Origin of the sequence: Azonexus sp. (assembly GCF_049652925.1) — a bacterium.
Lineage (GTDB): Bacteria > Pseudomonadota > Gammaproteobacteria > Burkholderiales > Rhodocyclaceae > Azonexus.
In genome coordinates, this window is sequence record NZ_JBASFI010000040.1 from 176,674 (window position 1) to 200,454 (window position 23,781).

The 23,781-nt window shown below is 59.1% G+C and carries 22 protein-coding genes; 15 read left to right on the forward strand and 7 right to left on the reverse strand.

The features are described from left to right. Window positions 1–125: 125 nt before the first annotated feature. Window positions 126–1,838: a response regulator gene (locus WBK19_RS19495; protein ID WP_511292734.1), complete on the reverse strand. Its 1,713-nt coding sequence runs from the start codon at window positions 1,836–1,838 to the stop codon at window positions 126–128. A 160-nt stretch (window positions 1,839–1,998) separates the two neighbouring features. On the opposite strand from WBK19_RS19495, the gene WBK19_RS19500 reads away from it, so the two are divergent. From WBK19_RS19500 to WBK19_RS19570, 15 genes are all read left to right on the forward strand, one after another. Further along, the gene (locus WBK19_RS19500; protein WP_511292735.1) at window positions 1,999–3,318 is read left to right on the forward strand and encodes a cyclic di-GMP phosphodiesterase; all 1,320 of its coding nucleotides are present in this window, start codon (window positions 1,999–2,001) and stop codon (window positions 3,316–3,318) included. A gap of 1 nt (window position 3,319) precedes the next feature. After that, complete coding sequence (locus WBK19_RS19505) at window positions 3,320–4,636, forward strand: EAL domain-containing protein (RefSeq protein WP_511292736.1); 1,317 nt, start codon at window positions 3,320–3,322, stop codon at window positions 4,634–4,636. Between the two features lie 90 nt (window positions 4,637–4,726). Next, window positions 4,727–6,658, forward strand: coding sequence for a tRNA uridine-5-carboxymethylaminomethyl(34) synthesis enzyme MnmG (mnmG, locus tag WBK19_RS19510; RefSeq protein WP_511292737.1), 1,932 nt, complete (start codon window positions 4,727–4,729; stop codon window positions 6,656–6,658). Beyond that, window positions 6,655–7,272: a 16S rRNA (guanine(527)-N(7))-methyltransferase RsmG gene (gene rsmG / locus WBK19_RS19515; protein WP_511292738.1), complete on the forward strand. Its 618-nt coding sequence runs from the start codon at window positions 6,655–6,657 to the stop codon at window positions 7,270–7,272. Before mnmG ends, rsmG begins: the two co-directional genes overlap by 4 nt. Beyond that, window positions 7,269–8,030 (forward strand): ParA family protein, encoded by a 762-nt coding sequence (locus tag WBK19_RS19520; protein WP_511292739.1) that lies wholly within the window; start codon window positions 7,269–7,271, stop codon window positions 8,028–8,030. The genes rsmG and WBK19_RS19520 overlap by 4 nt, the downstream gene beginning before the upstream one ends. Further along, window positions 8,027–8,881, forward strand: coding sequence for a ParB/RepB/Spo0J family partition protein (locus tag WBK19_RS19525; protein ID WP_511292740.1), 855 nt, complete (start codon window positions 8,027–8,029; stop codon window positions 8,879–8,881). The genes WBK19_RS19520 and WBK19_RS19525 overlap by 4 nt, the downstream gene beginning before the upstream one ends. A gap of 131 nt (window positions 8,882–9,012) precedes the next feature. After that, on the forward strand, window positions 9,013–9,357 hold the full coding sequence (locus tag WBK19_RS19530; protein ID WP_511292741.1) for an ATP synthase subunit I: 345 nt from the start codon (window positions 9,013–9,015) through the stop codon (window positions 9,355–9,357). Between the two features lie 16 nt (window positions 9,358–9,373). Continuing rightward, entirely contained in the window at window positions 9,374–10,174 is an 801-nt protein-coding gene (atpB, locus tag WBK19_RS19535; RefSeq protein WP_511292742.1) for a F0F1 ATP synthase subunit A, read from the forward strand. 71 nt (window positions 10,175–10,245) lie between these two features. Then, a complete protein-coding gene (atpE, locus tag WBK19_RS19540) occupies window positions 10,246–10,506 on the forward strand; it encodes a F0F1 ATP synthase subunit C (protein WP_117610057.1) in 261 nt (86 codons plus the stop codon). Between the two features lie 40 nt (window positions 10,507–10,546). Continuing rightward, a complete protein-coding gene (locus WBK19_RS19545; protein ID WP_226496593.1) occupies window positions 10,547–11,017 on the forward strand; it encodes a F0F1 ATP synthase subunit B in 471 nt (156 codons plus the stop codon). A gap of 3 nt (window positions 11,018–11,020) precedes the next feature. Beyond that, the gene (locus tag WBK19_RS19550) at window positions 11,021–11,557 is read left to right on the forward strand and encodes a F0F1 ATP synthase subunit delta (protein ID WP_511292743.1); all 537 of its coding nucleotides are present in this window, start codon (window positions 11,021–11,023) and stop codon (window positions 11,555–11,557) included. Between the two features lie 9 nt (window positions 11,558–11,566). Next, window positions 11,567–13,105 carry a F0F1 ATP synthase subunit alpha gene (gene atpA / locus WBK19_RS19555; RefSeq protein WP_511292744.1) on the forward strand — a complete coding sequence of 513 codons (1,539 nt, stop codon included), beginning with the start codon at window positions 11,567–11,569 and terminating at the stop codon, window positions 13,103–13,105. A gap of 17 nt (window positions 13,106–13,122) precedes the next feature. Continuing rightward, on the forward strand, window positions 13,123–13,983 hold the full coding sequence (gene atpG, locus WBK19_RS19560) for a F0F1 ATP synthase subunit gamma (protein ID WP_226496596.1): 861 nt from the start codon (window positions 13,123–13,125) through the stop codon (window positions 13,981–13,983). 31 nt (window positions 13,984–14,014) lie between these two features. Then, the gene (gene atpD, locus WBK19_RS19565) at window positions 14,015–15,415 is read left to right on the forward strand and encodes a F0F1 ATP synthase subunit beta (RefSeq protein WP_226403069.1); all 1,401 of its coding nucleotides are present in this window, start codon (window positions 14,015–14,017) and stop codon (window positions 15,413–15,415) included. Window positions 15,416–15,442: 27 nt separating this feature from the next. Then, the gene (locus WBK19_RS19570; RefSeq protein ID WP_511292745.1) at window positions 15,443–15,868 is read left to right on the forward strand and encodes a F0F1 ATP synthase subunit epsilon; all 426 of its coding nucleotides are present in this window, start codon (window positions 15,443–15,445) and stop codon (window positions 15,866–15,868) included. 69 nt (window positions 15,869–15,937) lie between these two features. Here the strand turns inward: WBK19_RS19570 and WBK19_RS19575 are convergent, their stop codons facing one another. The 6 genes from WBK19_RS19575 to WBK19_RS19600 form a co-directional block, all read right to left on the reverse strand. Next, entirely contained in the window at window positions 15,938–16,507 is a 570-nt protein-coding gene (locus WBK19_RS19575) for a ubiquinone biosynthesis accessory factor UbiJ (protein WP_511292746.1), read from the reverse strand. A gap of 11 nt (window positions 16,508–16,518) precedes the next feature. Next, the gene (ubiE, locus tag WBK19_RS19580) at window positions 16,519–17,256 is read right to left on the reverse strand and encodes a bifunctional demethylmenaquinone methyltransferase/2-methoxy-6-polyprenyl-1,4-benzoquinol methylase UbiE (protein WP_511292747.1); all 738 of its coding nucleotides are present in this window, start codon (window positions 17,254–17,256) and stop codon (window positions 16,519–16,521) included. Between the two features lie 4 nt (window positions 17,257–17,260). After that, entirely contained in the window at window positions 17,261–17,680 is a 420-nt protein-coding gene (locus WBK19_RS19585) for a gamma-butyrobetaine hydroxylase family protein (protein ID WP_511292748.1), read from the reverse strand. A gap of 62 nt (window positions 17,681–17,742) precedes the next feature. Beyond that, complete coding sequence (locus WBK19_RS19590; protein WP_511292749.1) at window positions 17,743–19,347, reverse strand: cyclic-di-GMP receptor FimW-related protein; 1,605 nt, start codon at window positions 19,345–19,347, stop codon at window positions 17,743–17,745. An 11-nt stretch (window positions 19,348–19,358) separates the two neighbouring features. Then, window positions 19,359–19,790, reverse strand: coding sequence for an HIT family protein (locus WBK19_RS19595; protein ID WP_511292750.1), 432 nt, complete (start codon window positions 19,788–19,790; stop codon window positions 19,359–19,361). A 111-nt stretch (window positions 19,791–19,901) separates the two neighbouring features. After that, window positions 19,902–23,777, reverse strand: coding sequence for a DUF3683 domain-containing protein (locus WBK19_RS19600; RefSeq protein WP_511292751.1), 3,876 nt, complete (start codon window positions 23,775–23,777; stop codon window positions 19,902–19,904). Window positions 23,778–23,781: the final 4 nt, after the last annotated feature.

The window sequence follows — 23,781 nt, forward strand, 5'->3', positions numbered from 1 at the left end:
GACTCCCGAAGGAAAAGCGCCGCCCGCACGAAAAGGCGGGCCGGTGTGTAATCAACGCGCCAGCACGAGAAAGGATGAGTCAGCGGAGCAACTAATTGGTTTCAAAATGTTGCCGCCCTGATTTTTCAAGTGTTGTCGGTGGCAATACCGTATTTATTGGCGACCGTGACGTACAGTTCGCGGGCCGAGGCCACCTTGGCGCTCTTGCGGTCCTTGCGCTGGGCGCGCTGCAGATAGTCGATGGCCCTGGCTGCCAATGCTTGATCCCAGCCCTTCTTGTCCATCAAGGCGAAAATGGCCTTGGCAGCATTGACCAGGAACTGCAAATTGGGCACTTGCTCGACGGCCTGGATCAGCAACTGGACAGCACCCTCAAGATCGCCGCTGCGCGCCGCCAGGACGCCCTTGTTGTTGAGTTCGACAATCTCCTTGCCGACCTGTTCGAGCATCGCCTTGCCGGCATCGGGCTGGCCGGTTTTTTTGAAGACGCTCGTGATGTGGTCGATGAGGTTCCTGTCCTCATGGTTTTCGGCGGCGACCTGACGCATGATCTTCGTCGCCTCGCCTTCCTTGCCGGTGGCGTAGCAGGCGTGGGCCAGATCGACGGCCAGACGCTGCGACACATGTTTGCCTTTTTCGGCCGCCTCTTCGCTGATCATTTTCTGCAAGGCGAGGGCCTGATCGACCAGATGCTGAGCCTTGTCGGCCGAGCCTTCACTGTTCAGGCAAAGGCTTTCGGTAACCAGCGCCGCCAGCTCGGCCTGCATGTCGCCGCGCCATTCGCGCTTCATCTCCGCAGAAATCTTGCGCGAGGCGCTCACGTTGCCCCGCTCGACCAGGACGCGCGACAGGTTGGCAAAGTCATCCACCGTCCGCAAGCTCGACCCCTTGCTGCGCTCGATGACCTTCCCGTAAGCCTTTTCGGCGGCCAGCAAATCGTTGTTGCGGGCCGCCACATCGCCGACCAGCCGTTGCCGCACGGTGTTGTGCGGCGAGGCATCAGCCGCCCGCTGCAGGGTCTGCTGGGCAGCCTCCAGCTTGCCCTGGGCTTCGTGCACCGAGGCCAGAAAGTCGTAGGCCGACAGGTAATCGGGCGCTTCCGCGGTGACCTGTTCGGCCAGTTGTTCGGCCTCGTCGAGCGCCCCCCGGTCGCGCAGGGCCATCGCCAGCCCCATCTTGGCCCACGGCACGACGCGCCCTTCGAGCACGCGCCGGAAAACCTCCTCGGCCTCGTGCGTCTTGCCCAGTGTATGCAGCAGATCACCCTTGAACCGCAGGGCGTCGTACATGTATTGCGGCTGCTGCTGGATGACACGGTCGCAGGCGATGATGGCTTCCTGCAAGGCACCGCGCTCGACCTGCTCGTAGATGTGCCGCAGTACGTGTTTTTTGTAAATTGATCTGATCAGCCTGGCCTGTAGTTGCTCGGCGGTAAAAGGCTTGATCAGGTAATCGTCGGGCGCTAGTTCGGCCAGCGATACGACGTTGGTGTAGCCTCGCTCGCTGGTGATGATCATGTACACCGTTGACAACGGGATGAGGTGGGCGTGGCGCAGTTCTTCGAGCAATTGCTGGCCGTCGCGGCCATCGTCGAGAATGAAATCGGAGAGCACGATATCGAAACGGTTGGCCTTGACCTGACGGATGACCTCGGCTGAGTTGCCAGCCCCGTGCACCAGCGTCACGCCCAGCGCACCGAGCATCAGACGCAGCGAATCGCGCGCCGGCGAATGACGGTCGACGATCAGGACCCTTTTCTTGGTCAGCGATTGCTGCAAAACCAGCAGCATCTCCTCGTTATCGAGCGGGCTGGGCCCTTTGACTTGGCTTGTACTCATTTCGCAAACTTACTTGAGTTCACTGGGCAGGGCAAGGAATCGGCAACCCCCCTTGGCATTTCATCACCCGGACAGTGAAAACCATATCCAAACCGGGTCTCGAGGGCAAACCGGCATGTTATTGTTCTGATCTTGGCATCGATCGCAAAAAACGGCTGGAATGTCGCACAAAATAAGCGTTGTCACCCTTGATCTCCAGATCGGCATGTTCATCAGCGACCTTGACCGGCCCTGGATCGAGACGCCATTCCTCATGCAGGGATTGTTGATCGAAAATGAAGCGCAGATCGCCACCTTGCAACAATACTGCCAACAGGTCACTGTCGATCGCAGCCGTTCGCTCGGCGATGCCTACGCGCCACGTGACCATGGTCGCGATGCACCTCGCCAACCAGGTACCCTGCCTGTTTTTCGGCAAGTGAACGATGCTCAGCCGAATGACTTTGCGTCGATCTGTCGCCACCTGCGCATGGAGCCGGTACTACGCCGCTACCGCTATTCGCCCGATCTCGACTCTTCCGACCAGCAAAGCCATCTGGAAGCGGAACTGCTCTATTCTGCGCCGATCGTCGACGACGTCAAACGCACGCTGAAGATGATTCGTGATGCCATTGCCAGTGCCGAAACCGTATCGCTCAACGAGATCGGCAAGCAGGTTTCGCACATGGCGCGCAGCGTCGAACGCAATCCGGAAGCGATGATCTGGCTGGCCCGTCTGCGCTCAACCGACCAGTATTCATACGATCACGCCCTCGATGTTTCAGTGCATTTGATGGTTTTCGCCCGATATCTCGGCCTTTCTTCCAAGGTCATCGAGCAGGTTGGTGTGGCCGGCCTGATGCAGGACATCGGCAAGATCGATATCCCGATCGAGATCCTCAACAAGCCCGACAACCTGACTGAGGAAGAATACCGTCAGGTGCAGTCTCACGTCGCCAGCTCGCTCGAAATGCTGCTCGGCCAGGAAGTGTTCCCCAATCACATCCTCGAGATCGTTGCCAGTCATCATGAGCGGGCCGATGGCAGCGGCTATCCACGCCGCTTGAAAGGCGAGAGGATTTCGTTTCACGGCGAACTGGCCGGCATTGTCGATACCTATTGCGCGATGACTCGCGACCGCGCCTACGGCACCGCCATTTCATCGCAAAAGGCACTTGAAGCGCTGATCCGCATGCGCGGCACCAAGTTCCGCGAAGCCGTCATTGACCAGTTTATCCAGTGCATTGGCCTGTACCCGATCGGCAGTCTGGTCGAACTCAATACCGGCGAGGTTGGCGTCGTCATCCAGCAAAATCAGGTGCGCCGTCTCAAGCCTCGTCTGCTGATCCTCCTCGGCCCCGATAAAAGCATCGAGCGCCATCCGATCACGCTCGACCTGATAATGGATCCGTTGACCCCAACCGGCGAGCCCTACCGGATCATGCATGCCCTGCCGGCCAATGCCTACGGGATCGATCCCGGTGAGTTCTATCTGACCTGAAATGCCCTCTCGCCCATTCGTCAACCGCCAGCGCGACCTTATCGACCAGACTACGGGGCTTCCCCTGCTGGCCAGTGCCTTGGCCGATTTGCCGAAAATGATCCGGGAAAATGCAACAGAACGGCAACTAGGCATCATTTCGCTGGCGATCGTCCCTGACCCGCAGCTCCTGCGCCAGTCGACAGATGCCATCCACAAGCTGCGCATCCTGGCCAGCCGGGAAATTCAGACAGCGGTGCGACCACAGGATCGCGTCTATACCGTCAGCCACGAGGAGTGGCTGATTATCCAGCCCAACCTGATCAGTAGCGCCGCCCCGACCCTGGCCATGATCCGCCTGCGCGACAGCCTGATGGCCATTTCCGGCCACACCGGAAGCATCAGCCACCTGCCTCGCCTGGCTCTGGGGGCCGCTATTTGGCCAGACCATGGCGACGACGCGCTCTTTCTCGTGCAGTCGGCGCGTATCGCCCGCCTGCATGCTGAACAGGGCAACCCCGATATCCGGACCTACCAGCCATCGATGGAGTCTGAAGGTGAACATGAGCAAGGGCTTCTCGCTGATCTACGCCAGGCCCTCAGCAATAACCACGGGCTGGCCCTCTATCTGCAACCGCAAGTAGAAATCGCCAGCGGTCGCTGCATTGGCGCCGAAGCCCTGTTGCGCTGGCAACGCGAAAATGGCGAATGGGTTGCCCCGCCGCGCATTCTCGAAGCCATCGACCGCCTCGGACAACGCCAGACATTCAATCGCTGGCTGCTGCATCAGGCGTCACAGATTCAGAAGCAACTGGTCGAGCACGGCATCGACATCGCTCTGTCGCTCAACCTCTCGGCCAACGACCTGCTTGATGTCGAGCTCCCGGACATGATCGGCCAAGCGCTCGCCACCTGGGATCTCCCACCGCACAAGTTCCTGCTCGAAATTACCGAAACGATGATGATCGAGGAAAGCTGGCAGGTCATGGATGTCCTGAACCGCCTGCGCCAGCTTGGCCTGCGCCTTTCAATCGACGATTTCGGCACGGGCTACGCCGGAATGGGCTACTTACAACGCCTGCCGGTTCAGGAAGTGAAGATCGATCAGGTTTTTGTCCGTCAGGTTGTCGAATCGGACAAAGCCCGTGAAATCATTGCGTCGGTGATCCAACTGGCCGGCAAACTGGGCATGAGCATCATTGCCGAAGGGGTCGAGACGACGGAAACGCTGGATCAGCTCCAAACTCTGGGCTGCCACTTCGCCCAGGGCTACTTGTTCTCACCGGCGCTGTCGCTTCCGGATTTCGTCGTTTGGTGCAAAGCCAACCTGGCTCCGTGAAAATAAGGCGGCATGGCAAAAACCTGTGATATTTCAGCGCCCTGAAGTAAAATCCGCAGTCCGCTATTGCGCTGCAACAAAGCCATCCAAATGCTCTATCCCACCCGTTTCGATGTCATCGTCGTCGGCGGCGGTCACGCCGGCACCGAGGCCGCGCTCGCCGCAGCCCGGGCGGGTGCGAACACGCTGCTCCTGACGCACAATCTCGACACGCTGGGGGCGATGAGTTGCAACCCGTCGATTGGCGGTATCGGCAAGGGCCATCTAGTCCGCGAGGTCGATGCACTGGGTGGGGCCATGGCAGCAGCGACCGATGAAGCCGGCATCCAGTTCCGTATTTTGAACGCCTCGAAAGGCCCGGCCGTCCGCGCCACCCGCGCCCAGGCCGACCGCGTTCTGTACAAACAGGCGATCCGCGGTCGACTGGAAAATCAGCCCAATTTGACCATTTTCGCCGAAGCCTGCGATGACCTGATCGTCGAGGGCGAACGTGTCGTCGGCGCGGTAACGCAACTTGGCATCCGTTTCATGGCCGGCGCTGTCGTGCTCACGGCCGGCACCTTCCTCAACGGCAAGATCCACGTCGGGCTTGAAAACTACACCGGCGGCCGCATGGGCGATCCACCGTCGAACTCGCTGGCCGCCCGCCTGAAAGAACTCAATCTGCCGCAAGGCCGCCTGAAGACCGGCACGCCGCCACGCCTCGACGGCAAGACCATCGATTTTTCGGTGATGGAAGAGCAGCACTCGGACGACCCGATGCCGGTATTTTCCTTCCTCGGCAACGCCGCCCAGCACCCGCGCCAACTGCCGTGCTGGATCACAGAAACCAACGAGCGCACGCACGACATTATCCGCAGCGGCCTAGACCGTTCGCCGATGTACACCGGCGTCATCGAAGGCGTCGGCCCGCGTTACTGCCCGTCGATCGAAGACAAGATCCACCGCTTTGCCGACAAGAACCAGCACAACGTCTTCCTGGAACCGGAAGGCCTGACGACGCACGAGATCTATCCGAACGGCGTGTCGACCAGCCTGCCCTTCGACATCCAGCTGGCCCTTGTGCGCTCGATCCGCGGCATGGAAAACGTGCACATCCTGCGCCCCGGTTACGCCATCGAATACGACTTCTACGACCCGCGCGGCCTCAAGGACACGCTGGAGTCGAAGGCCATCAACGGCCTGTTCTTCGCCGGCCAGATCAACGGCACGACCGGCTACGAAGAAGCCGCCGCGCAGGGCCTGCTGGCCGGCATCAACGCCGTGCGCTACGTGCGCAACGAAGCCGGCTGGTGCCCGAAACGCAACGAAGCCTACCTCGGCGTGCTGGTCGACGACCTGATCACACGCGGCGTTTCCGATCCCTACCGGATGTTCACCAGCCGCGCCGAATACCGCCTGAGCCTGCGCGAGGACAACGCCGATTTGCGCCTGACCGAACAGGGCCGCGCCCTCGGCCTGGTCGACGACATCCGCTGGGCCGCCTTCTGCCAGAAGCGTGATGCGATCGCCGCCGAGCAGGAACGCCTGAAATCGACCTGGGTCAATCCCAAGCTGACACCAGTCGAAGACTGCATTCGCGTGCTGGGCAAGCCAATCGAGCACGAATACAACCTGTTCGAACTCCTGCGCCGCCCCGAAGTCAGCTACGCCGCGCTCATTACCCTGCCGGTTCCGGAAATCGCCGGGGAAAGCGAATCCCACGGTCAACCGGAAAATTTGCCCAAAATTGAAATGGACCCGGCGGTCGTCGAACAACTCGAAATCTCCGCCAAGTATCAGGGCTACATCGACCGCCAGGCCGAGGAAGTCGCCAAGTCGGCCAGCTACGAAAACACCGCGCTACCGGCCGATCTCAACTACGCCACGGTCGCCGGCCTGTCCAACGAGGTCAAGCAGAAGCTCAACCAGCACAAGCCGCAGACCATCGGCCAGGCCTCGCGCATCCAGGGCATCACGCCCGCCGCTGTTTCGCTGCTGCTCATCCACCTCAAGCGCCACAACCTGTCGCACGCCGCATGAGCCAGAACGCGCTAGCCAGCGGCCTCGCCGCTCTCGACATCACGCTGCCGGCCGAGGCACAGAGCAAGCTGCTCGCCTTCCGCGACCTGCTGCTCAAGTGGAACAAGACCTACAACCTGACCGCCCTGCGCGATCCGGCTCAGGCGATCTCACACCACCTGCTTGATTCGCTCGCCATCCTGCCGCATGTCGGCGCCGGCAATCTGCTCGACGTCGGCAGTGGCGGCGGCCTCCCCGGCATCCCGCTAGCCATCGCCAGGCCTGAACTCTCGGTCAGCATGGTCGACACCGTGCAAAAGAAAACCACCTTCCTGCAGCAAGCCGTCATCGAACTGGCGCTCAAGAATGTTACGGTGCACCACGCCCGAGTCGAGGAAATCCAGGGACAATACGCCCAGATCAGCTCGCGCGCCTTTGCCGAAATCGGCCTTTTCATCAGCCTGACCCGCCACTTGCTGGCCCCGGACGGTCGCTGGCTGGCCATGAAAGGTGTGCGACCGGACGACGAACTCAAGACCTTGCCGGCCGACATCACGGTGGAAGCAATCATCCCGCTCAGCGTACCCGGGCTGGATGCCGAACGACATTTGATCATTTTGAAAGCCGGGTCATGAAAGTACTCGCCATAACCAACCAGAAAGGCGGCGTCGGCAAGACGACCACCGCGGTCAATCTGGCGGCGTCGCTGGCCGCCGAGGGCAAGCGCGTCCTGCTCATCGACATGGATCCGCAGGGCAACGCGACGACCGGGTCCGGTATCACCAAGAAAGAAGCGCTGCCCACCGTCTATCAATTGCTGATCGGCGCCGCGACGCTGCTCGAAGTCTGCATCGAGACCGCCTTCGACTTCGACATCCTGCCCGCCAACCGCGAACTGGCCGGCGCCGAAGTCGAAATGATCGAACTCGACCAGCGCGAATACCGCCTGAAAAAAGCCCTGGCGCAAAACCACGCCGAATACGATTTCGTCCTCATCGACTGCCCGCCAGCCCTCAACATGCTGACCGTCAACGCCCTGGTCGCCGCCGATTCCGTGCTGATCCCGATGCAGTGCGAGTACTACGCACTGGAAGGCTTGTCCGATCTCGTCGAAACGCTGCGCAAGGTGCGTCACCACCTCAATTCCCGACTCGAAATCGAAGGCCTGCTGCGGACCATGTACAACGGTCAAAGCACGCTGACCCAACAGGTTTCCAGCGAACTCGAAAGCCATTTCGGCGACAAGGTCTACAAGACCATCGTGCCGCGCAACGTCCGGCTGGCCGAAGCACCGTCCTACGGCAAGCCGGTCATCGCCTTCGACAAAAACTCAAGGGGTGCGCAAGCCTATACAGCACTCGCCCAGGAAATTCTTGAAAGGGTCGCCCAATGATCAAGATGAAAGGACTCGGCCGCGGCCTCGACGCGCTGCTTTCCGGCAGCGACGCAAAGGCCGAAGACGAACTGCGCAACCTGCCGGTCGAACGCCTGAAACCAGGCAAGTACCAGCCGCGTACCCACATGGACCAGGACTCGCTGGCTGAACTCGCCGCATCGATCAAGGCCCAGGGCGTCATGCAGCCGATTCTCGTGCGCGCCGTCAACAATACGCCCGGCGCCGAGCGCTACGAAATCGTCGCCGGCGAACGCCGTTGGCGCGCCGCCCAGATCGCCGGTCTGAGCGAAGTCCCGGTTCTCGTTCGTAGCATTCCCGACGAGCAGGCGCTGGCCATGGCGCTCATCGAAAACATTCAGCGCGAAAACCTCAACCCGCTCGAAGAAGCCCAAGGCTTGCAACGCCTGATCGATGAATTCGGCCTGACCCACCAGCAGGCCGCCGATGCCGTCGGCCGCTCCCGCCCCGCCGCCTCGAATTTACTGCGTTTGTTGCAACTGACCGCCCCGGTTCAGGAACTGCTGATGACCGGCCAGATCGACATGGGCCACGCCCGCGCCTTGCTGCCGGTATCTAGCGGCCAACAGGTCGGCCTGGCTCAGCGCGTCATTCAGAAGGGCTTATCAGTCCGAGAAACCGAACGACTGGTGCAACAACTATTGAATCCGCCCAAACATGCCCCGGAAAAAGCCGTCGACCGCGACCTGCTGAGCCTGCAGGAACGCCTGTCCGACGGACTCGGCGCCAATGTCGCCATTCGCTCCAACAAAAAAGGCGCCGGCAAGGTCACCATCGAGTTTTCGAGCCTCGACCAGCTTGACGGTCTCATCTCACGGCTTCATGCATAAACAATGTCACTAATCGTAACCCACAGAAAGCACGGGAAAACCCTCACTTTTTGCACTGCGGAAATTGACTCCTCTATAAGACTCCGTTACACTCGCACGGTTATTGATCGAGGCATGCCTTGCATCCGCAAGTGAGCTGGATACTCAGCCGCCAAGCGGCACTGGCAACCATCCTGGCCATCGCGGCAGGTTTGTTCCTTAGTGCGAATGCAGCAGTCTCGGTTCTGATCGGGGGATCAATCGGATTCATCGCCAATCTCGGGTACGTCCTGAGAGCCTTGAGGATGAGTTCGAGTACGGACCCGGTCAAGGTTTATCAGGCGCAAGCCGCCGGAGAAGGGTTCAAGTTTCTGCTCACTCTGGTCGGATTTGCGCTGGTGTTTTTAGGGTACAAGGAAGTGGCGGTTCTGCCGCTCTTCCTTGGGTACGCATCAACCTTTGTCATCTACTGGATGGCACTGCTGAAGAATCGCTAGGCTGACTGGAGAAAACATGAGCGCAGAAGGCGGCACTACTGGTTATATTCAACACCACCTGACCAATCTCGCTGTCTGTGCAGACAGCGCCAAGGTGGATGGGGTTTGTAGCGGTTTCTGGACTTTCCACCTCGATACCCTGCTGGTTTCCGGCATTCTGGGTTTGGTGGTTTTCGGCCTGATGGCCATGCTGGCAAGCAAGGCCACCGCAGGTGTCCCGTCAGGCGGCCAGAACTTTGTTGAAATGGTAGTTGGCCTGGTCGACCAGCAAGTACGCGATACTTTTCATGGCAAGAGCGCCTTGGTTACCCCGCTAGCCATTACCATTTTTGTCTGGGTGTTCGTCATGAACGCCATGGACTTGATTCCGGTCGATTTCCTGCCAACCGCGCTGCAAGCTGCCACCGGCAATCATCACCTGCCCTTCAAGTTTGTTCCGACCACGGACCCCAACCTGACATTCGCAATGTCGCTCACCGTGTTCGTCATATCAATCGTCATGGGCCTCAAGGTCAAGGGTTTCGGTCACTTCATGCACGAAGTGTTCGCGGTACCGTTCGGTCTCAAGCTGGCTCCGATCAACCTGCTGTTCCGCATCGTTGAGGAAATCGCCCGGCCGATCTCGTTGTCCCTGCGACTCTTTGGCAATATGTACGCCGGCGAAATGGTCTTCATCCTGATCGCATTGCTCGGCATCTACCAGTTGCCCCTGGCTTTGCCCTGGGAACTGTTCCACATCCTGATTATTACCCTGCAAGCCTTCGTGTTCATGATGCTGACCATCGTGTACATGTCGATGGCCGCAGAGTCGCACTAAGTCGTAGTAGCAGTTTTTCAGTAGTTTTTAACTTTAACCCCGCAACAAACCTACCTTACTGAGGAGTAAACATGGAACTCGCAACCGTCCTCTCCAACACCGCTATCGCTGTAGCCATCCTGATCGGCGCCGGCGCTCTGGGTACCGCTATCGGCTTTGGTATCCTGGGTGGCCGTTTCCTGGAAGGTGCTGCTCGCCAGCCGGAAATGATCCCCACGCTGCAAGTCAAGATGTTCATCGTCGCCGGTCTGCTCGACGCCGTGACCATGATCGGTGTTGGTATCGCTCTGTTCCTGCTCTTCGCAAACCCGTTCCTGGCTCTGCTGAAGTAATTAACCGCGCCCCTGTAACCCTTATAACCAGGAGGTTAGCGTGAACATCAACGCTACACTGATTGGCCAGGCAATCTGGTTTGCTCTCTTCATCTGGATCACGATGAAGTACGTCTGGCCGCCGCTGCAAAAAGCGATGGCAGACCGTCAAGCACAGATCGCTGATGGCCTGGCTGCAGCTGAACGTGGCAAGCACGAGCAAGAACTCGCTGCCAAGCGTTCCGCTGACGCGTTGCGGGAAGCCAAGGAGAAATCCTCGGACCTCATCGCTCAAGCCGAAAAGCGTGCGCAGCAGATCGTCGAAGAAGCCAAGGGCACCGCCAAGGTCGAGGCCGACAAGGTCGTCGCCGGCGCCAAAGCCGAAATCGATCAGGAAGTCGAACGCGCCAAGCAGCAGTTGCGTGAGCGCGTCGCCGAACTGGCGGTTGCTGGTGCCGAGAAGATCCTGCGCAAGGAAATCAACGCGTCCGCGCATGCCGACATGCTGGTCGCCCTTAAACAGGACCTGTAAGCAATGGCTGAATCCGTCACTATCGCCCGTCCTTACGCCGAAGCCCTGTTCCGGGCGGCCAAGGAAAGCGGCAATCTGGCCAAGTGGGCCGAGCAGGCAGTATCGCTCGCCCAGGTGGCCGCCAGTCCCGATGTCCGTGCGGCTATCGGCGATCCCAATGTGGCGGCCCCGCAACTGGTCGACCTCTTCCGGTCTGCCTGCGGTACGGCGGTAGATGCGGAGCTGGCGAATTTCATCCAGCTGCTGTCGAACAACGACCGTTTGGGGCTGTTGCCGGAAATCGCCGGCTTGTACGAAAGCTACAAGCGCGCCGAGGAAGGCACCAAGCAGGCCGAAATCATTTCGGCCTTCCCGATCGATGACAACCAGGTGAAAGCCCTGGTGCCCCAACTCGAAACAGTCTTCAAGACCAGGCTCGAGACTTCCGTGTCGGTTGATCCGACCCTGATAGGTGGCATCAAGGTAATCGTTGGCGACCAGATGCTGGATGCTTCAGTCCGCGGCAAGCTCGACGCCATGGCTACGGCGCTGAACAACTAGGAGAATTTCATGCAGTTGAATCCTTCCGAAATTTCTGAACTGATCAAGAGCAAGATCCAGAACCTGCAGGGCGCATCGGAAGTGCGCACGCAGGGCACCGTGGTATCCGTCACCGACGGTATCTGCCGCGTGCACGGCCTGCAAGACGTTATGCAGGGCGAAATGCTGGAATTCCCCGGCAACACCTTTGGCATGGCGCTCAACCTCGAGCGTGATTCCGTCGGTGCCGTGGTTCTTGGTGCATACGAACACATTTCCGAAGGCGACGTGGTCAAGACCACCGGTCGCATTCTGGAAGTTCCCGTCGGTCGCGAATTGCTCGGCCGCGTGGTCAATTCCCTCGGTCAGCCGATCGACGGCAAAGGCCCGATCAACGCCAAACTGACAGACAAGCTGGAAAAGGTTGCGCCAGGCGTTATTTGGCGTAAGTCTGTTTCCCAGCCTGTTCAGACCGGTCTGAAGTGTGTGGACTCCATGGTTCCGGTTGGCCGTGGTCAGCGCGAGCTGATCATTGGTGACCGTCAAACCGGCAAGACCGCCGTTGCAGTCGATGCCATCATCAACCAGAAAGACAAGGGTCTGTTCTGCGTTTATGTTGCTATCGGCCAAAAGGCTTCCACCATTGCCAACGTCGTACGTAAGCTCGAAGAGCACGGCGCGATGGCAAACACGATCGTTGTCGCCGCTCCGGCTTCCGAATCCGCAGCGCTGCAGTATCTCGCACCGTATGCCGGCTGCACGATGGGCGAATATTTTCGCGACATCGGCGAAGATGCACTGATCGTTTATGACGACTTGACCAAGCAGGCTTGGGGCTACCGTCAGGTTTCCCTGCTGCTGCGCCGTCCGCCGGGCCGTGAAGCCTATCCGGGCGACGTGTTCTATCTCCACTCCCGTCTGCTGGAACGCGCTGCTCGCGTCTCCGAAGCCTGGGTCGAGAAGGTCACCAATGGCGAAATCAAGGGCAAGACCGGTTCTCTGACCGCTCTGCCGGTCATCGAAACGCAAGCTGGCGACGTGTCTGCCTTCGTTCCGACCAACGTGATCTCCATTACTGACGGTCAGATCTTCCTGGAAACCGACTTGTTCAACGCCGGTATCCGTCCTGCGATCAATGCCGGTATCTCGGTGTCCCGCGTCGGCGGTGCGGCTCAGACCAAGCTGATCAAGAAGCTCGGCGGCGGTGTCCGTCTGGCACTGGCCCAGTACCGCGAACTTGCAGCGTTTGCCCAGTTTGCTTCCGACCTCGACGAAGCAACCCGCAAGCAGCTGGAACGTGGTCGTCTGGTCACCGAGCTGATGAAGCAGGCCCAGTACTCGCCGATGAGCATCTCCGAAATGGCCGTCACGCTGTACGCAGCTGACAAGGGCTACTTCGATGATGTCGAAGTCAAGCGTGCCCTGGAATGCGAAAAGGCCATGATTGGTTATCTGAAAGCCAACTGTGCTGACCTCATGAACACGATGGAGTCCACAGCCGACCTGAGCGCCGACTCCGAGAAGCAACTTGCCGCTGGCATCGTTGCTTTCAAGAGCAGCTGGGCCTGATTAGCTAGGAGAATCACATGGCTAGCGGCAAGGAAATTCGCAACAAGATCAAGAGCGTCGAAAACACGCGCAAGATCACCAAGGCCATGGAGATGGTGGCCGCATCCAAAATGCGCAAGGCGCAGGACCGGATGCGGGCTGCCCGTCCCTATGGCGAGAAGATCCGGCGCGTAGCAGGTAACCTGTCTCATGCTCTGACCGAATACCGCCACCCTTTCCTCGTGAATCGTGAACAAGCCGCTGTCGGCATGATTCTGATCACTTCGGATAAAGGGCTGTGCGGCGGTCTGAACTCCAACCTTCTTCGTCTGGCTGTGAGCAAGATGAAGGAGTTCGAGTCCAAGGGCAATAAAATACAGGCCACCTGCATCGGCAACAAAGGTCTCGGCTTCATGCAACGCGCTGGCGCGAAAGTTGTCTCGCACGTAACCGGATTGGGTGATACGCCCCATCTGGAAAAGCTGATCGGGGCGGTCAAGGTTCAACTTGATTCCTACATGAAGGGCGAGATCGACGCGTTGTACATCGGCTATACCCGCTTCATCAATACGATGAAACAGGAGCCGGTGTTTGAACAGCTGCTTCCGCTGTCCAGCACTACAGTCGGTACTGCTTCGCACAAATGGGATTACGTCTACGAACCCGATGCCAAGGCTGTGATCGACGATCTGCTGATCCGTTATGTCGAAGCTCTGATTTATCAGGCCGTCGCTGAAAACATGGCCTCCGAGCAGTCCGCCCGGATGGTTGCCATGAAGTCGGCATCGGACAACGCCAAGACCGTTATCGGCGACTTGAAGCTGGTTTACAACAAGGCCCGTCAGGCTGCGATTACCAAGGAACTTTCGGAAATCGTCAGCGGCGCCGCCGCGGTGTGACGCGTAGATTTTTATTTTTGGGGATTTGAATATGAGTCAAGGTTCAATCGTTCAGTGCATCGGCGCCGTTGTGGACATCCACTTCCCGCGCGACGCGATGCCGAAGGTCTACGACGCCCTCAAGCTGGATGCTTCTGAAGCAAACGGCATGGCAGAAGACGGCCTGACCTTCGAAGTACAACAACAACTCGGTGACGGCGTCGTTCGTACCATCGCCATGGGTTCCTCCGACGGTCTTCGCCGCGGCATGAAAGTGAACAACACCGGCGCCGGCATTTCCGTGCCCGTTGGTATGGGCACGCTCGGTCGCATCATGGACGTGCTTGGTCGCCCGATCGACGAAGCTGGTCCGATCGACTCCAATGAGCTGCGTGAAATTCACCAGATGGCACCGAAGTTCGACGAACTGTCGTCTTCTGTTGATCTGCTGGAAACCGGCATCAAGGTTATCGACTTGATCTGCCCGTTCGCCAAGGGCGGCAAGGTTGGCCTGTTCGGTGGCGCCGGCGTTGGCAAGACCGTCAACATGATGGAGCTGATCAACAACATCGCCAAACAGCACGCCGGTTTGTCCGTGTTTGCCGGCGTCGGTGAGCGTACTCGTGAAGGTAACGACTTCTATCACGAAATGAAGGACTCCAACGTTCTCGACAAGGTCGCGATGGTGTTCGGTCAGATGAACGAGCCGCCGGGCAACCGTCTGCGCGTCGCGCTGACCGGTCTGACCATGGCTGAGCGTTTCCGTGATGATGGCCGCGACATTCTGTTCTTCGTCGACAATATCTATCGCTACACCCTTGCTGGTACGGAAGTTTCCGCACTGCTCGGCCGTATGCCTTCCGCCGTGGGCTATCAGCCGACGCTGGCTGAAGAAATGGGCCGTCTGCAAGAGCGTATCACCTCGACCAAGGTTGGCTCGATCACCTCCATCCAGGCCGTTTATGTGCCTGCCGATGACTTGACCGACCCGTCCCCGGCTACCACCTTCCTGCACTTGGACTCCACGGTTGTGTTGTCGCGTGATATCGCCTCGTTGGGTATCTACCCGGCCGTTGATCCGCTCGACTCCACCTCCCGCCAGCTTGATCCGCAGGTCGTTGGTGAAGAGCATTACGCCGTTGCTCGTGCTGTGCAGATGAATCTGCAACGCTACAAGGAACTGCGTGACATCATCGCGATTCTGGGTATGGACGAACTGTCTCCTGAAGACAAGCTGGCCGTGTCCCGCGCTCGCAAGATTCAGCGCTTCCTGTCCCAGCCGTTCCACGTGGCTGAAGTCTTCACCGGCTCGCCGGGCAAGTTTGTTTCCCTCAAGGAAACGATCAAGGGCTTCAAGGGCATTTGCGCTGGCGAGTACGATCATCTGCCGGAACAAGCGTTCTACATGGTGGGCGGCATCGAGGAAGTCCTCGAAAAGGCCAAGACGCTGTAATTACACAACGTCGCATAGGAGCTAGTAATGGCTATGACTGTTCATTGTGATGTCGTCAGTGCTGAAGAATCGATTTTCTCCGGACTGGTGGAAATCGCGGTGTTTCCCGGCGAAGCCGGGGAACTCGGCATTCTGCCGCGGCACACACCGCTTCTGACTCGCATCAAGCCCGGCACCATTCGTTTGAAGGTGCCGAACCAGAGCGAGTTTGAGCTGGTGTATGTTTCTGGTGGCATGCTGGAAGTACAGCCCGACATGATTACCGTGTTGGCAGATACTGCGATTCGTGCGCACGATCTGGACGAAGCCAAGGCACTGGAAGCCAAGAAGCGCGCCGAAGAGGCACTCGCCAATCGGAATGCTGAAATGGATTACGCCACGGCTGAAGCCGAACTGGCGCAAGCCGTTGCCCAGCTGCAAGCAATCCAGCGCATGCGCAAGCACACGCACTAATTCCGGAAATCCGGATCAAAAAAGGCAGCCTCGGCTGCCTTTTTCATTTCTATCTATCGGGACATACAATTACAGCCGGGAAATACGTTTTTCCAATCTCGCCACATCGTCCCGCAAACAAACCACAGCACCGCCAAATGCTGCCACATCACGGTTTGGCGCCAGCATTCCCGATTCTTCGAGAGCGTACTCAGAGAAATTCTCGGCAGCTCGTCCGACGGCATCCTGAATTGCCACAGCCACTGACTGAGCGAGCCGCGCAATACGTCTGGCCGGAATATCGCCGACCAGCCGAGCGAGGTCGGCCTCACCATCCCATTGTAAATTGCGCAACACGAAGGCGAGACTTTCAGCGATATCGGCGGCCCCACCAAGTTTCACTGACGAGAACAGCGTATCGCGGTTGAATAACAGACGAGCCGGCAAATCCGAAGGCAGAGTGATGCTGACATCAGGTTCAAGTGCCTTGTCGCCCGCGTGAAACAGGCCTCGTTGGTCAATACCGAGCCGGAGAACAAAAAGCCCGGAATCGATTAGTACCTGTGCTCCGGAGTGCGCAATTAGCCGTGTCTGAGCCCAGCTTTCGCCTTCAATCAAATGATTCAGGGCGAGAATGGCCAGTCGATTGAGCGCTTCCATCTAATGCAAGCCTAGAACTTGAACCCGCGATGCAGGGCAACAACGCCCAAAGCGAGATTGAAGTACTCAACTTTTTCCAGGCCAACCTGCTCCATCATTGCCTTCAGTTCCTCCTGCCCGGGATGGACCCGAATGGATTCGGAGAGGTAGCGATAGCTGTCCGAATCGTTCGTAACCAATTGGCCAACACGCGGAATGACCTTGAAAGAATAAAAATCGTAGAGCGGTGCCAGCGGTTTCCAGACCTGCGAGAACTCCAGTACCAGCAGGCGGCCACCCGGACGCAGAACGCGCCGCATTTCAGCCAGCGCGGCATCCTTGTGTGTCATGTTACGCAAGCCAAAAGCAACCGTCACACAATCGAACCAGTCATCGGGGAAGGGCAGCTTTTCAGCGTCACACTGCGCCACAGGCAGCATGTAGCCCTTGTCGAGCAGGCGGTCACGACCCCGGGCCAGCATCGCATTGTTGATGTCGGTCAGCCAGACCTGACCGCTTTTTCCAGCGCGCTTGGCAAAGGCCAACGCCAGATCACCGGTGCCACCAGCCACGTCAAGTACGCGTGAGCCTTCGCGAACACCGCTGCGCTGAATGGTGAAAGCTTTCCACAAACGGTGCATGCCACCCGACATCAGATCATTCATCAGGTCGTAACGACTGGCGACCGAATCGAATACGTCGGCGACGCGCCGGGCCTTCTCCTGCTCGGCAACGGTTTCGTAGCCAAAATGGGTTTTATCGTTGTTCATGATTTCAGTGGTGGTGGCCGCAGCTTCCCGCTGCTGGACGTGATGAAGTGTCGATATCGCGCGACAGTCCCTGCTTTTCAATTTGCGCTAGATATTCCTGCCAGAGCTCGTCGTGATGCTTGCCCAGGTTGTAGAGCAAATCCCACGAATAGAGGCCGCTGTCGTGGCCATCGGAAAAGACCAGGCGCAGGGCATAGGTTCCAACCGGCTCAACACGTTCGATATCAATATCGCGCTTGCCTGTCTGCAAGGTCTCCTGGCCCGGACCGTGGCCTCTGGCCTCGGCAGAAGGCGTATAGACGCGTAGAAATTCGAAATCCAGCGAGTAATTTTCGCCCTCAGAGTAGATCAGTTCCAGCCGGCGGGATTTCTTGTGCAGCTTGATTTCGCTCGGTATCAGGGTGTCTCGATCAATACCAGCCATTGTTTTCTCCAGAATGAGGACGCTAGTTTAGCGCACTCGCCGCAGTGCTACGCCGAGACTGGTCAAATCATCTGGTAGCTGATACGGTCGTAATCGGTACCGCGCTGAAGTACATGGTTCATCCGTATCTGCCAGGGCGTCTCTTCCCCGGACGATACGTCGAGTATCCGGCTGGCCTGATACATCCCCGGAGGCAGGACAATCGACCCTTCTTCCTTGATCGCCGGTACCGGCGGCAGCAAAAAGGCACGCACGAAACGCTCGTTGTTGCCCGCCTTCATCGCGGCGATGCGCACGGCAATGCCGACCGGCATACCGGGCAGGGTTGCCACGCCGACGATCAGTCCGCCGTTGTCTTCCTGCATCAGCCAGGTTGCCTGCACCAGCAGGTAGTGATCGCCGTCGTGTGGACAGACCACCATCAGCTGGCCATGCGAGATCCGCATTCCAGCGCAGCTGCGGCCAAGACGAAAGCCGTTCGCCGAATGGTTGATCACCGACCACTCGTCGACCGGGAACGTAACCAGCGGTCTGATGGCTGGCGTCTGGTCCGAATCAACACGCTCCCCGAAGGTGAACAACTGGTCGAATTCGCCGCGGGAAAATGCGGCTGCCGAATCTGGCTGCCCGAACTCCTTGCCGGTGATGCAAAAATGGATCGCCTCGAAGCCAACCGCAACGCGGGCAATTCCTTCGGTAGCGAAACGGCGGAAGCGACGGGGCGAAGCAGACTGAGTCCAGGGGCGCGAAAGATGATCAAGCAAGCCAATAACATGGCCACTGGTTTCCTCGCCCAGACCGAGTTGGGATGGCGTTATGCGCTGACGCAACTGGCTCAGCATATGATTGATCTGCAGGCCGAGCCGTGTGGTGTCCAGGCGCCGCGTATCAGCGGACGGCTCATCGGCAACGGCCGTCGGATGCAACGGCGCATCTTTCATCAACTCGATGACGTAGGCCGGAACCTCGAGGTCGTCTTCGAGCTTGTGTATGGAAACCAATGGTGCCCACATGCCTGCCCAGCGCCGGATCAGGTTTAGATTGCGCACGCTGTTGCTGTAGGGGCTGGCAATGTCGATGAGTAGCAGAGTCGTGTAGGCAGCGGCGCAATGGGTCGCCTGCAGACTGTTTTCGAGGGCATCCTCGACCGGCGTGTAGGCGATACCCCATTCCTCGGCCGTCTCATAGAAACCGTGCAAGTCCAGCCAGATACCTGGCGGCAAATCGCGGCGGGCGCGGTAGTGCTCGAGGATGACCATTCCTGTGTAATACAGACAACGATGCAGGATGGTAGCCATCATGGTCACATACTGCGCATTTCCCGCATCCGGCTCCTCGAGTCGGGCAGACAGCGCGTAGGCCTTGCCCATCTTGCGCCAGGCAGTCACTACCTGTTGGAAATAGGACTCTTCTTCGGCGGCAAGAGGCAGGGCCTTGTTATGGTAGCGCCGCGCCATTTCTTCTTCGACGAAGCACATCGGCGCCCGCGCCTGCTCAAGCAGCGCCAGCAGAATGCCGGATTCAGGCGGAGTCAGGAGCAGCGAGTCGATGAAACACATCAACTGTCGCTCGGCGACAATCGGATTGGCCAGCGACAACTGCGAGAGATAGTTCATCCCGCTTTGCAGATCTGAAATTACGGGCACTTCCATGGCGGTTGAATTCATGATCCCCAGCCTTATTCGATATTTACCAGCGCTACGGCGACAGCCTGGGCCAGAACTGCGTCACTGACCACCGGTCGTGGCGTCAGGCCCTCCCGCCGGACGCTTCCCCATACCGGCTCCGGAAAATGTCTGTCGTCCTGCCAGCGTGGAATGACGTGCCAGTGAACATGGGGAACCATGTTGCCAAAACTGGCCAGATTGATTTTATCCGGATTGAATAACTGTCGCACAACTGATTCGACGGCAAAAACAACGCGCATCAGCAGGGCCTGATGGCTGGCATCAAGGTCAGTGATCTCGCGCACATGATCATTCCAGATGACGCGGCAAAAGCCCGGGTAGTACGGATCATCCACCCTCACGACGCGGCAAAGACCCGACTGCCAAAGAATGGGTCCGCCGGGGTTGATGCACAATTCACAGGACTGACTGTCGCTACCCACGTTATCTGACTCCGGTTTTCCGTGAAGGATTACACCGAAGAATAAATATCACAAGCCGCGACTGCAAAAGAACCTTCTATTTCACGGTCAACCGGAAAAAACAGGCAAAAATCAAAGGAGAACCCGCTCGATCCCACCCGTATTGGCCTTGCCAACGTAATCCGCCATCCAGTTTTCACCGAGCAGATGCTTGGCCAACTCGACGACGATGTAATCTGCCTTGGTGCCGGCATCGTCGTCGTAACGGGAGAGGCCCTGCAAACAGGCCGGGCAGGAAGTCAGAATCTTGACGTCGCCCGTGAAACCATCAGCGCGCAGTTTGGCAGCACCGCTTTCGATTTCTTCCTGTTTGCGGAATTTAACCTGCGTCGCGACATCCGGCCGGGAATAGGCGAAGGAACCGGCGTCGCCGCAACAGCGATCGGTCAGCGGTACTTCCTGGCCCATCAGCGCCTTGGTCACAGCCAGCGGCGCATAGGCCTTCATCGGCGTGTGGCAAGGGTCGTGGTACATGTAGCGTGTCCCGCTGACGCCTTCGAGCTTGACGCCCTTTTCCATCAGGTACTCGTGGATGTCGAGCAGGCGGCAACCCGGGAAGATCTTCTCGAACTGGTATTTCTGCAGCTGATCCATGCAGGTGCCGCAGGACACAATCACCGTCTTGATGTCGAGATAGTTGAGCGTATTGGCGACGCGGTGGAAGAGCACGCGGTTGTCCGTCGTAATCTTCTGACCCTTGTCGGAATCGCCCGAGGCATTCTGCGGATAGCCGCAGCACAGGTAGCCCGGCGGCAGCACGGTCGTCGCCCCGACTTCATAGAGCATGGCCTGCGTGGCCAGTCCGACCTGCGAGAACAGGCGCTCGGAGCCGCAGCCCGGGAAATAGAAAACGGCGTCCGATTCCTCGGTCGTCTTCTGCGGATTGCGGATGACCGGGATAACCTTGTCGTCCTCGATGTCGAGCAGACCGCGCGAGGTGCGCTTGGGCAGATTGCCCGGCATCGGGCGATTCAGGAAGTGGATGATCTGCGTCTTGACCGTCGGGGCGCCAACTGTCGCCGGCGGATGTTTGCGGCTGTCCTGGATCAGACCGAGCGCCTTGGCCGCCTTGTGGGCGAGGCGCTGGGCCTTGAAACCGAAATCCATCATGCCGAAACGCATGAGCTTGATGGTCGCCGGGTCTTTGAGGTTCAGGTAAGTCATTGCTGCAAAGGTGCCAGGGCTGAAGCGCTTTTTCTCCTGCTTGCGCAGGAAGTTGCGCATGGCCACCGAAACATCGCCGAAATCGATGTCGACCGGGCAGGGCTTCAGGCAGCGGTGGCATACCGTACAATGGTCGGCAACATCGTTGAATTCGTCGAAATGCTTGAGCGATATGCCGCGCCGAGTCTGCTCTTCGTAGAGGAAGGCTTCGACCAACAGCGAAGTGGCCAGAATCTTGTTGCGCGGCGAGTAGAGCAAGTTGGCCCGCGGTACGTGCGTCGAGCAGACCGGTTTGCACTTGCCGCAGCGCAGGCAGTCCTTGACCATGTCGGAAATCTTGCCGATTTCGGACTGCTCCATGATCAGCGACTCGGTGCCCAGCAGTGAAAAAGAAGGCGTGTAGGCATTGCCCATATCGCCGCCTGGCATCAGCTTGCCCTTGTTGAAATGGCCTTCCGGATCGACCTTCTGCTTGTAGGCGCGGAAGGGGCCGAGTTCTTCTTCGGTCAGGAATTCCAGCTTGGTGATGCCGATGCCGTGTTCGCCGGAAATGACGCCATCCAGGTCACGGGCGATGTGCATGATGCGCTCGACCGCCTTGTTGGCTGTCTGCAGCATCTCGTAATTGTCGGAATTGACCGGCAGGTTGGTATGCACATTGCCGTCACCCGCGTGCATGTGCAGGGCGACGAAAACGCGGCCGCGCAGCACTTCCTTATGGATCGCTTCGATGCGTTCGATGATCGGCCTATAGACGCCACCGTCGAAAATCTTGGCCAGCCGTGCATGCAGCTCCTGCTTCCACGACGTACGGACCGAGTAATCCTGCAGGCGGTGGAACAGCGTCGGATGATCAGCCCGGTTGGTCAGTTCGCCGGCTACCACGCCGTAGGAAGCAAAACGTGATTCGGCTTCGGCCAGCGGCAGGTCGAGGTTTTCGAGCAGCCATTCCCAGCGCAGGCGGACGGCATTGACGTAATCGAGCGCCGCCTGCTGGCGGTCGCCGATCAGCACATCGGTATCAAGCGTTGTGTCGCCGCGATGCAGGGGCAGGTCGCCCTTGAGGAATTCGGAAAGCGCGTCGCATAAGGCGAGCTTGTTCTGCGTCGACAGCTCAATGTTGATGCGCTCGATGCCGTCGCAGTAGTCGCCCATGCGCGGCAACGGAATCACCACGTCCTCGTTGAGCTTGAAGGCGTTGGTGTGGCGCGAAATGGCGGCGGTGCGCGAACGGTCGAGCCAGAATTTCTTGCGCGTTTCGGCATTGACCGCGATGAAACCCTCGGCGGCGCGCAGGTTGCACATGCGGACGACTTCCGAGGCAGCAGCCATCACGGCATTTTCGTCGTGGCCGACAAGGTCGCCGATCAGGACCATCTTCGGCCGACCATGGCGCTTGGCCTTGGTGGCGTAGCCGACGGCTTTTACGTAACGTTCGTCGAGGTGTTCCAGACCGGCCAGTTGGACGCCGGCGGCATGCCCGGCGCCGCCCGGCTTGAAGTAATCGGTAATTTCGACGATAGCCGGCACGGCTTCGCGCACCTGACCGAAAAACTCCAGGCAAACGGTGCGCGCCACCGGCGGCATCTTGTGCAGCACCCAGCGGGCGGCGACGATGATGCCGTCGGTGCCTTCCTTCTGCACACCGGGAATGCCGCCCAGAAATTTGTCGGTAACGTCCTTGCCCAGCCCGATCTTGCGGCAGGCGGCGCCCGGCAGGGTCAGGATTTCTTCGCCGAGCAGCTTCTTGCCGCTCGGGTCGAAGCGTTTGAGGCGGAATTCGACATTTTCCTGCTCGTGAATCTTGCCGAAGTTGTGATTGACGCGTTCGACTTCCAGCCAGTTGCCGTCCGGATCGACCATCTTCCACCAGGCCAGGTTGTCCAACGCGGTTCCCCACAGCACGGCCTTCTTGCCGCCGGCATTCATGGCGATGTTGCCGCCTATACAGGAAGCGGAAGCCGAAGTCGGGTCGACCGCGAAGACGCGACCGGCCAGCGAAGCTGCTTCGGAAACCCGGTCGGTCACCACGCCAGCACCGGTGCGGATGGTGGCGTAGGGCGTTTCATGACCGGCCAACACGAGTTCTTCAACCGGGCCGATGTCGATCAGCTTTTCGGTATTGATTACCGCAGCGTACGGCGTCAGCGGCACGGCGCCGCCGGTGTAGCCGGTACCGCCGCCGCGGGCGATGATGGTCAGGCCGGCTTCGATACAGCCCCGCACGAGGTGGCCGATTTCCTCTTCGGTATCCGGATTGAGGACGACGAAGGGGTATTCGACACGCCAGTCGGTCGCATCGGTGACGTGCGAAACGCGGGCCAGGCCGTCGAAGGCGATGTTGTCCTTGCGCGTGTGCTTGCTCAGGATGCGCGTGACCTTGCGGCGCAGATCCCAGGTTTCGCCAAAACGTTCGGCAAAGCGGTTGACTGCGATGCGCGCCGCATCGACCAGGCGCTTGACCTTGGCGGCCCGCTCCTTGTCCTCGCCCTCGGTCGCTTCGCGCCGCTTTTCGACCTCGTTGAGCCGGTGGTGCAGGGCATTGACCAGCGCATCGCGCCGTTCACGATTGTCGAGCAGGTCGTCTTCCAGATACGGGTTGCGCTGCACGACCCAGATGTCGCCCAGCACCTCGTAGAGCATGCGTGCCGAACGGCCGGTGACGCGCTCGGAACGGAGCTCGTCGAGCACCGCCCAGTTGTCGGCGCCGAGCAGGCGGATGACGATCTCGCGATCGGAAAACGAGGTGTAGTTGTACGGTATTTCGCGCAGGCGAGCAGTCATGAGG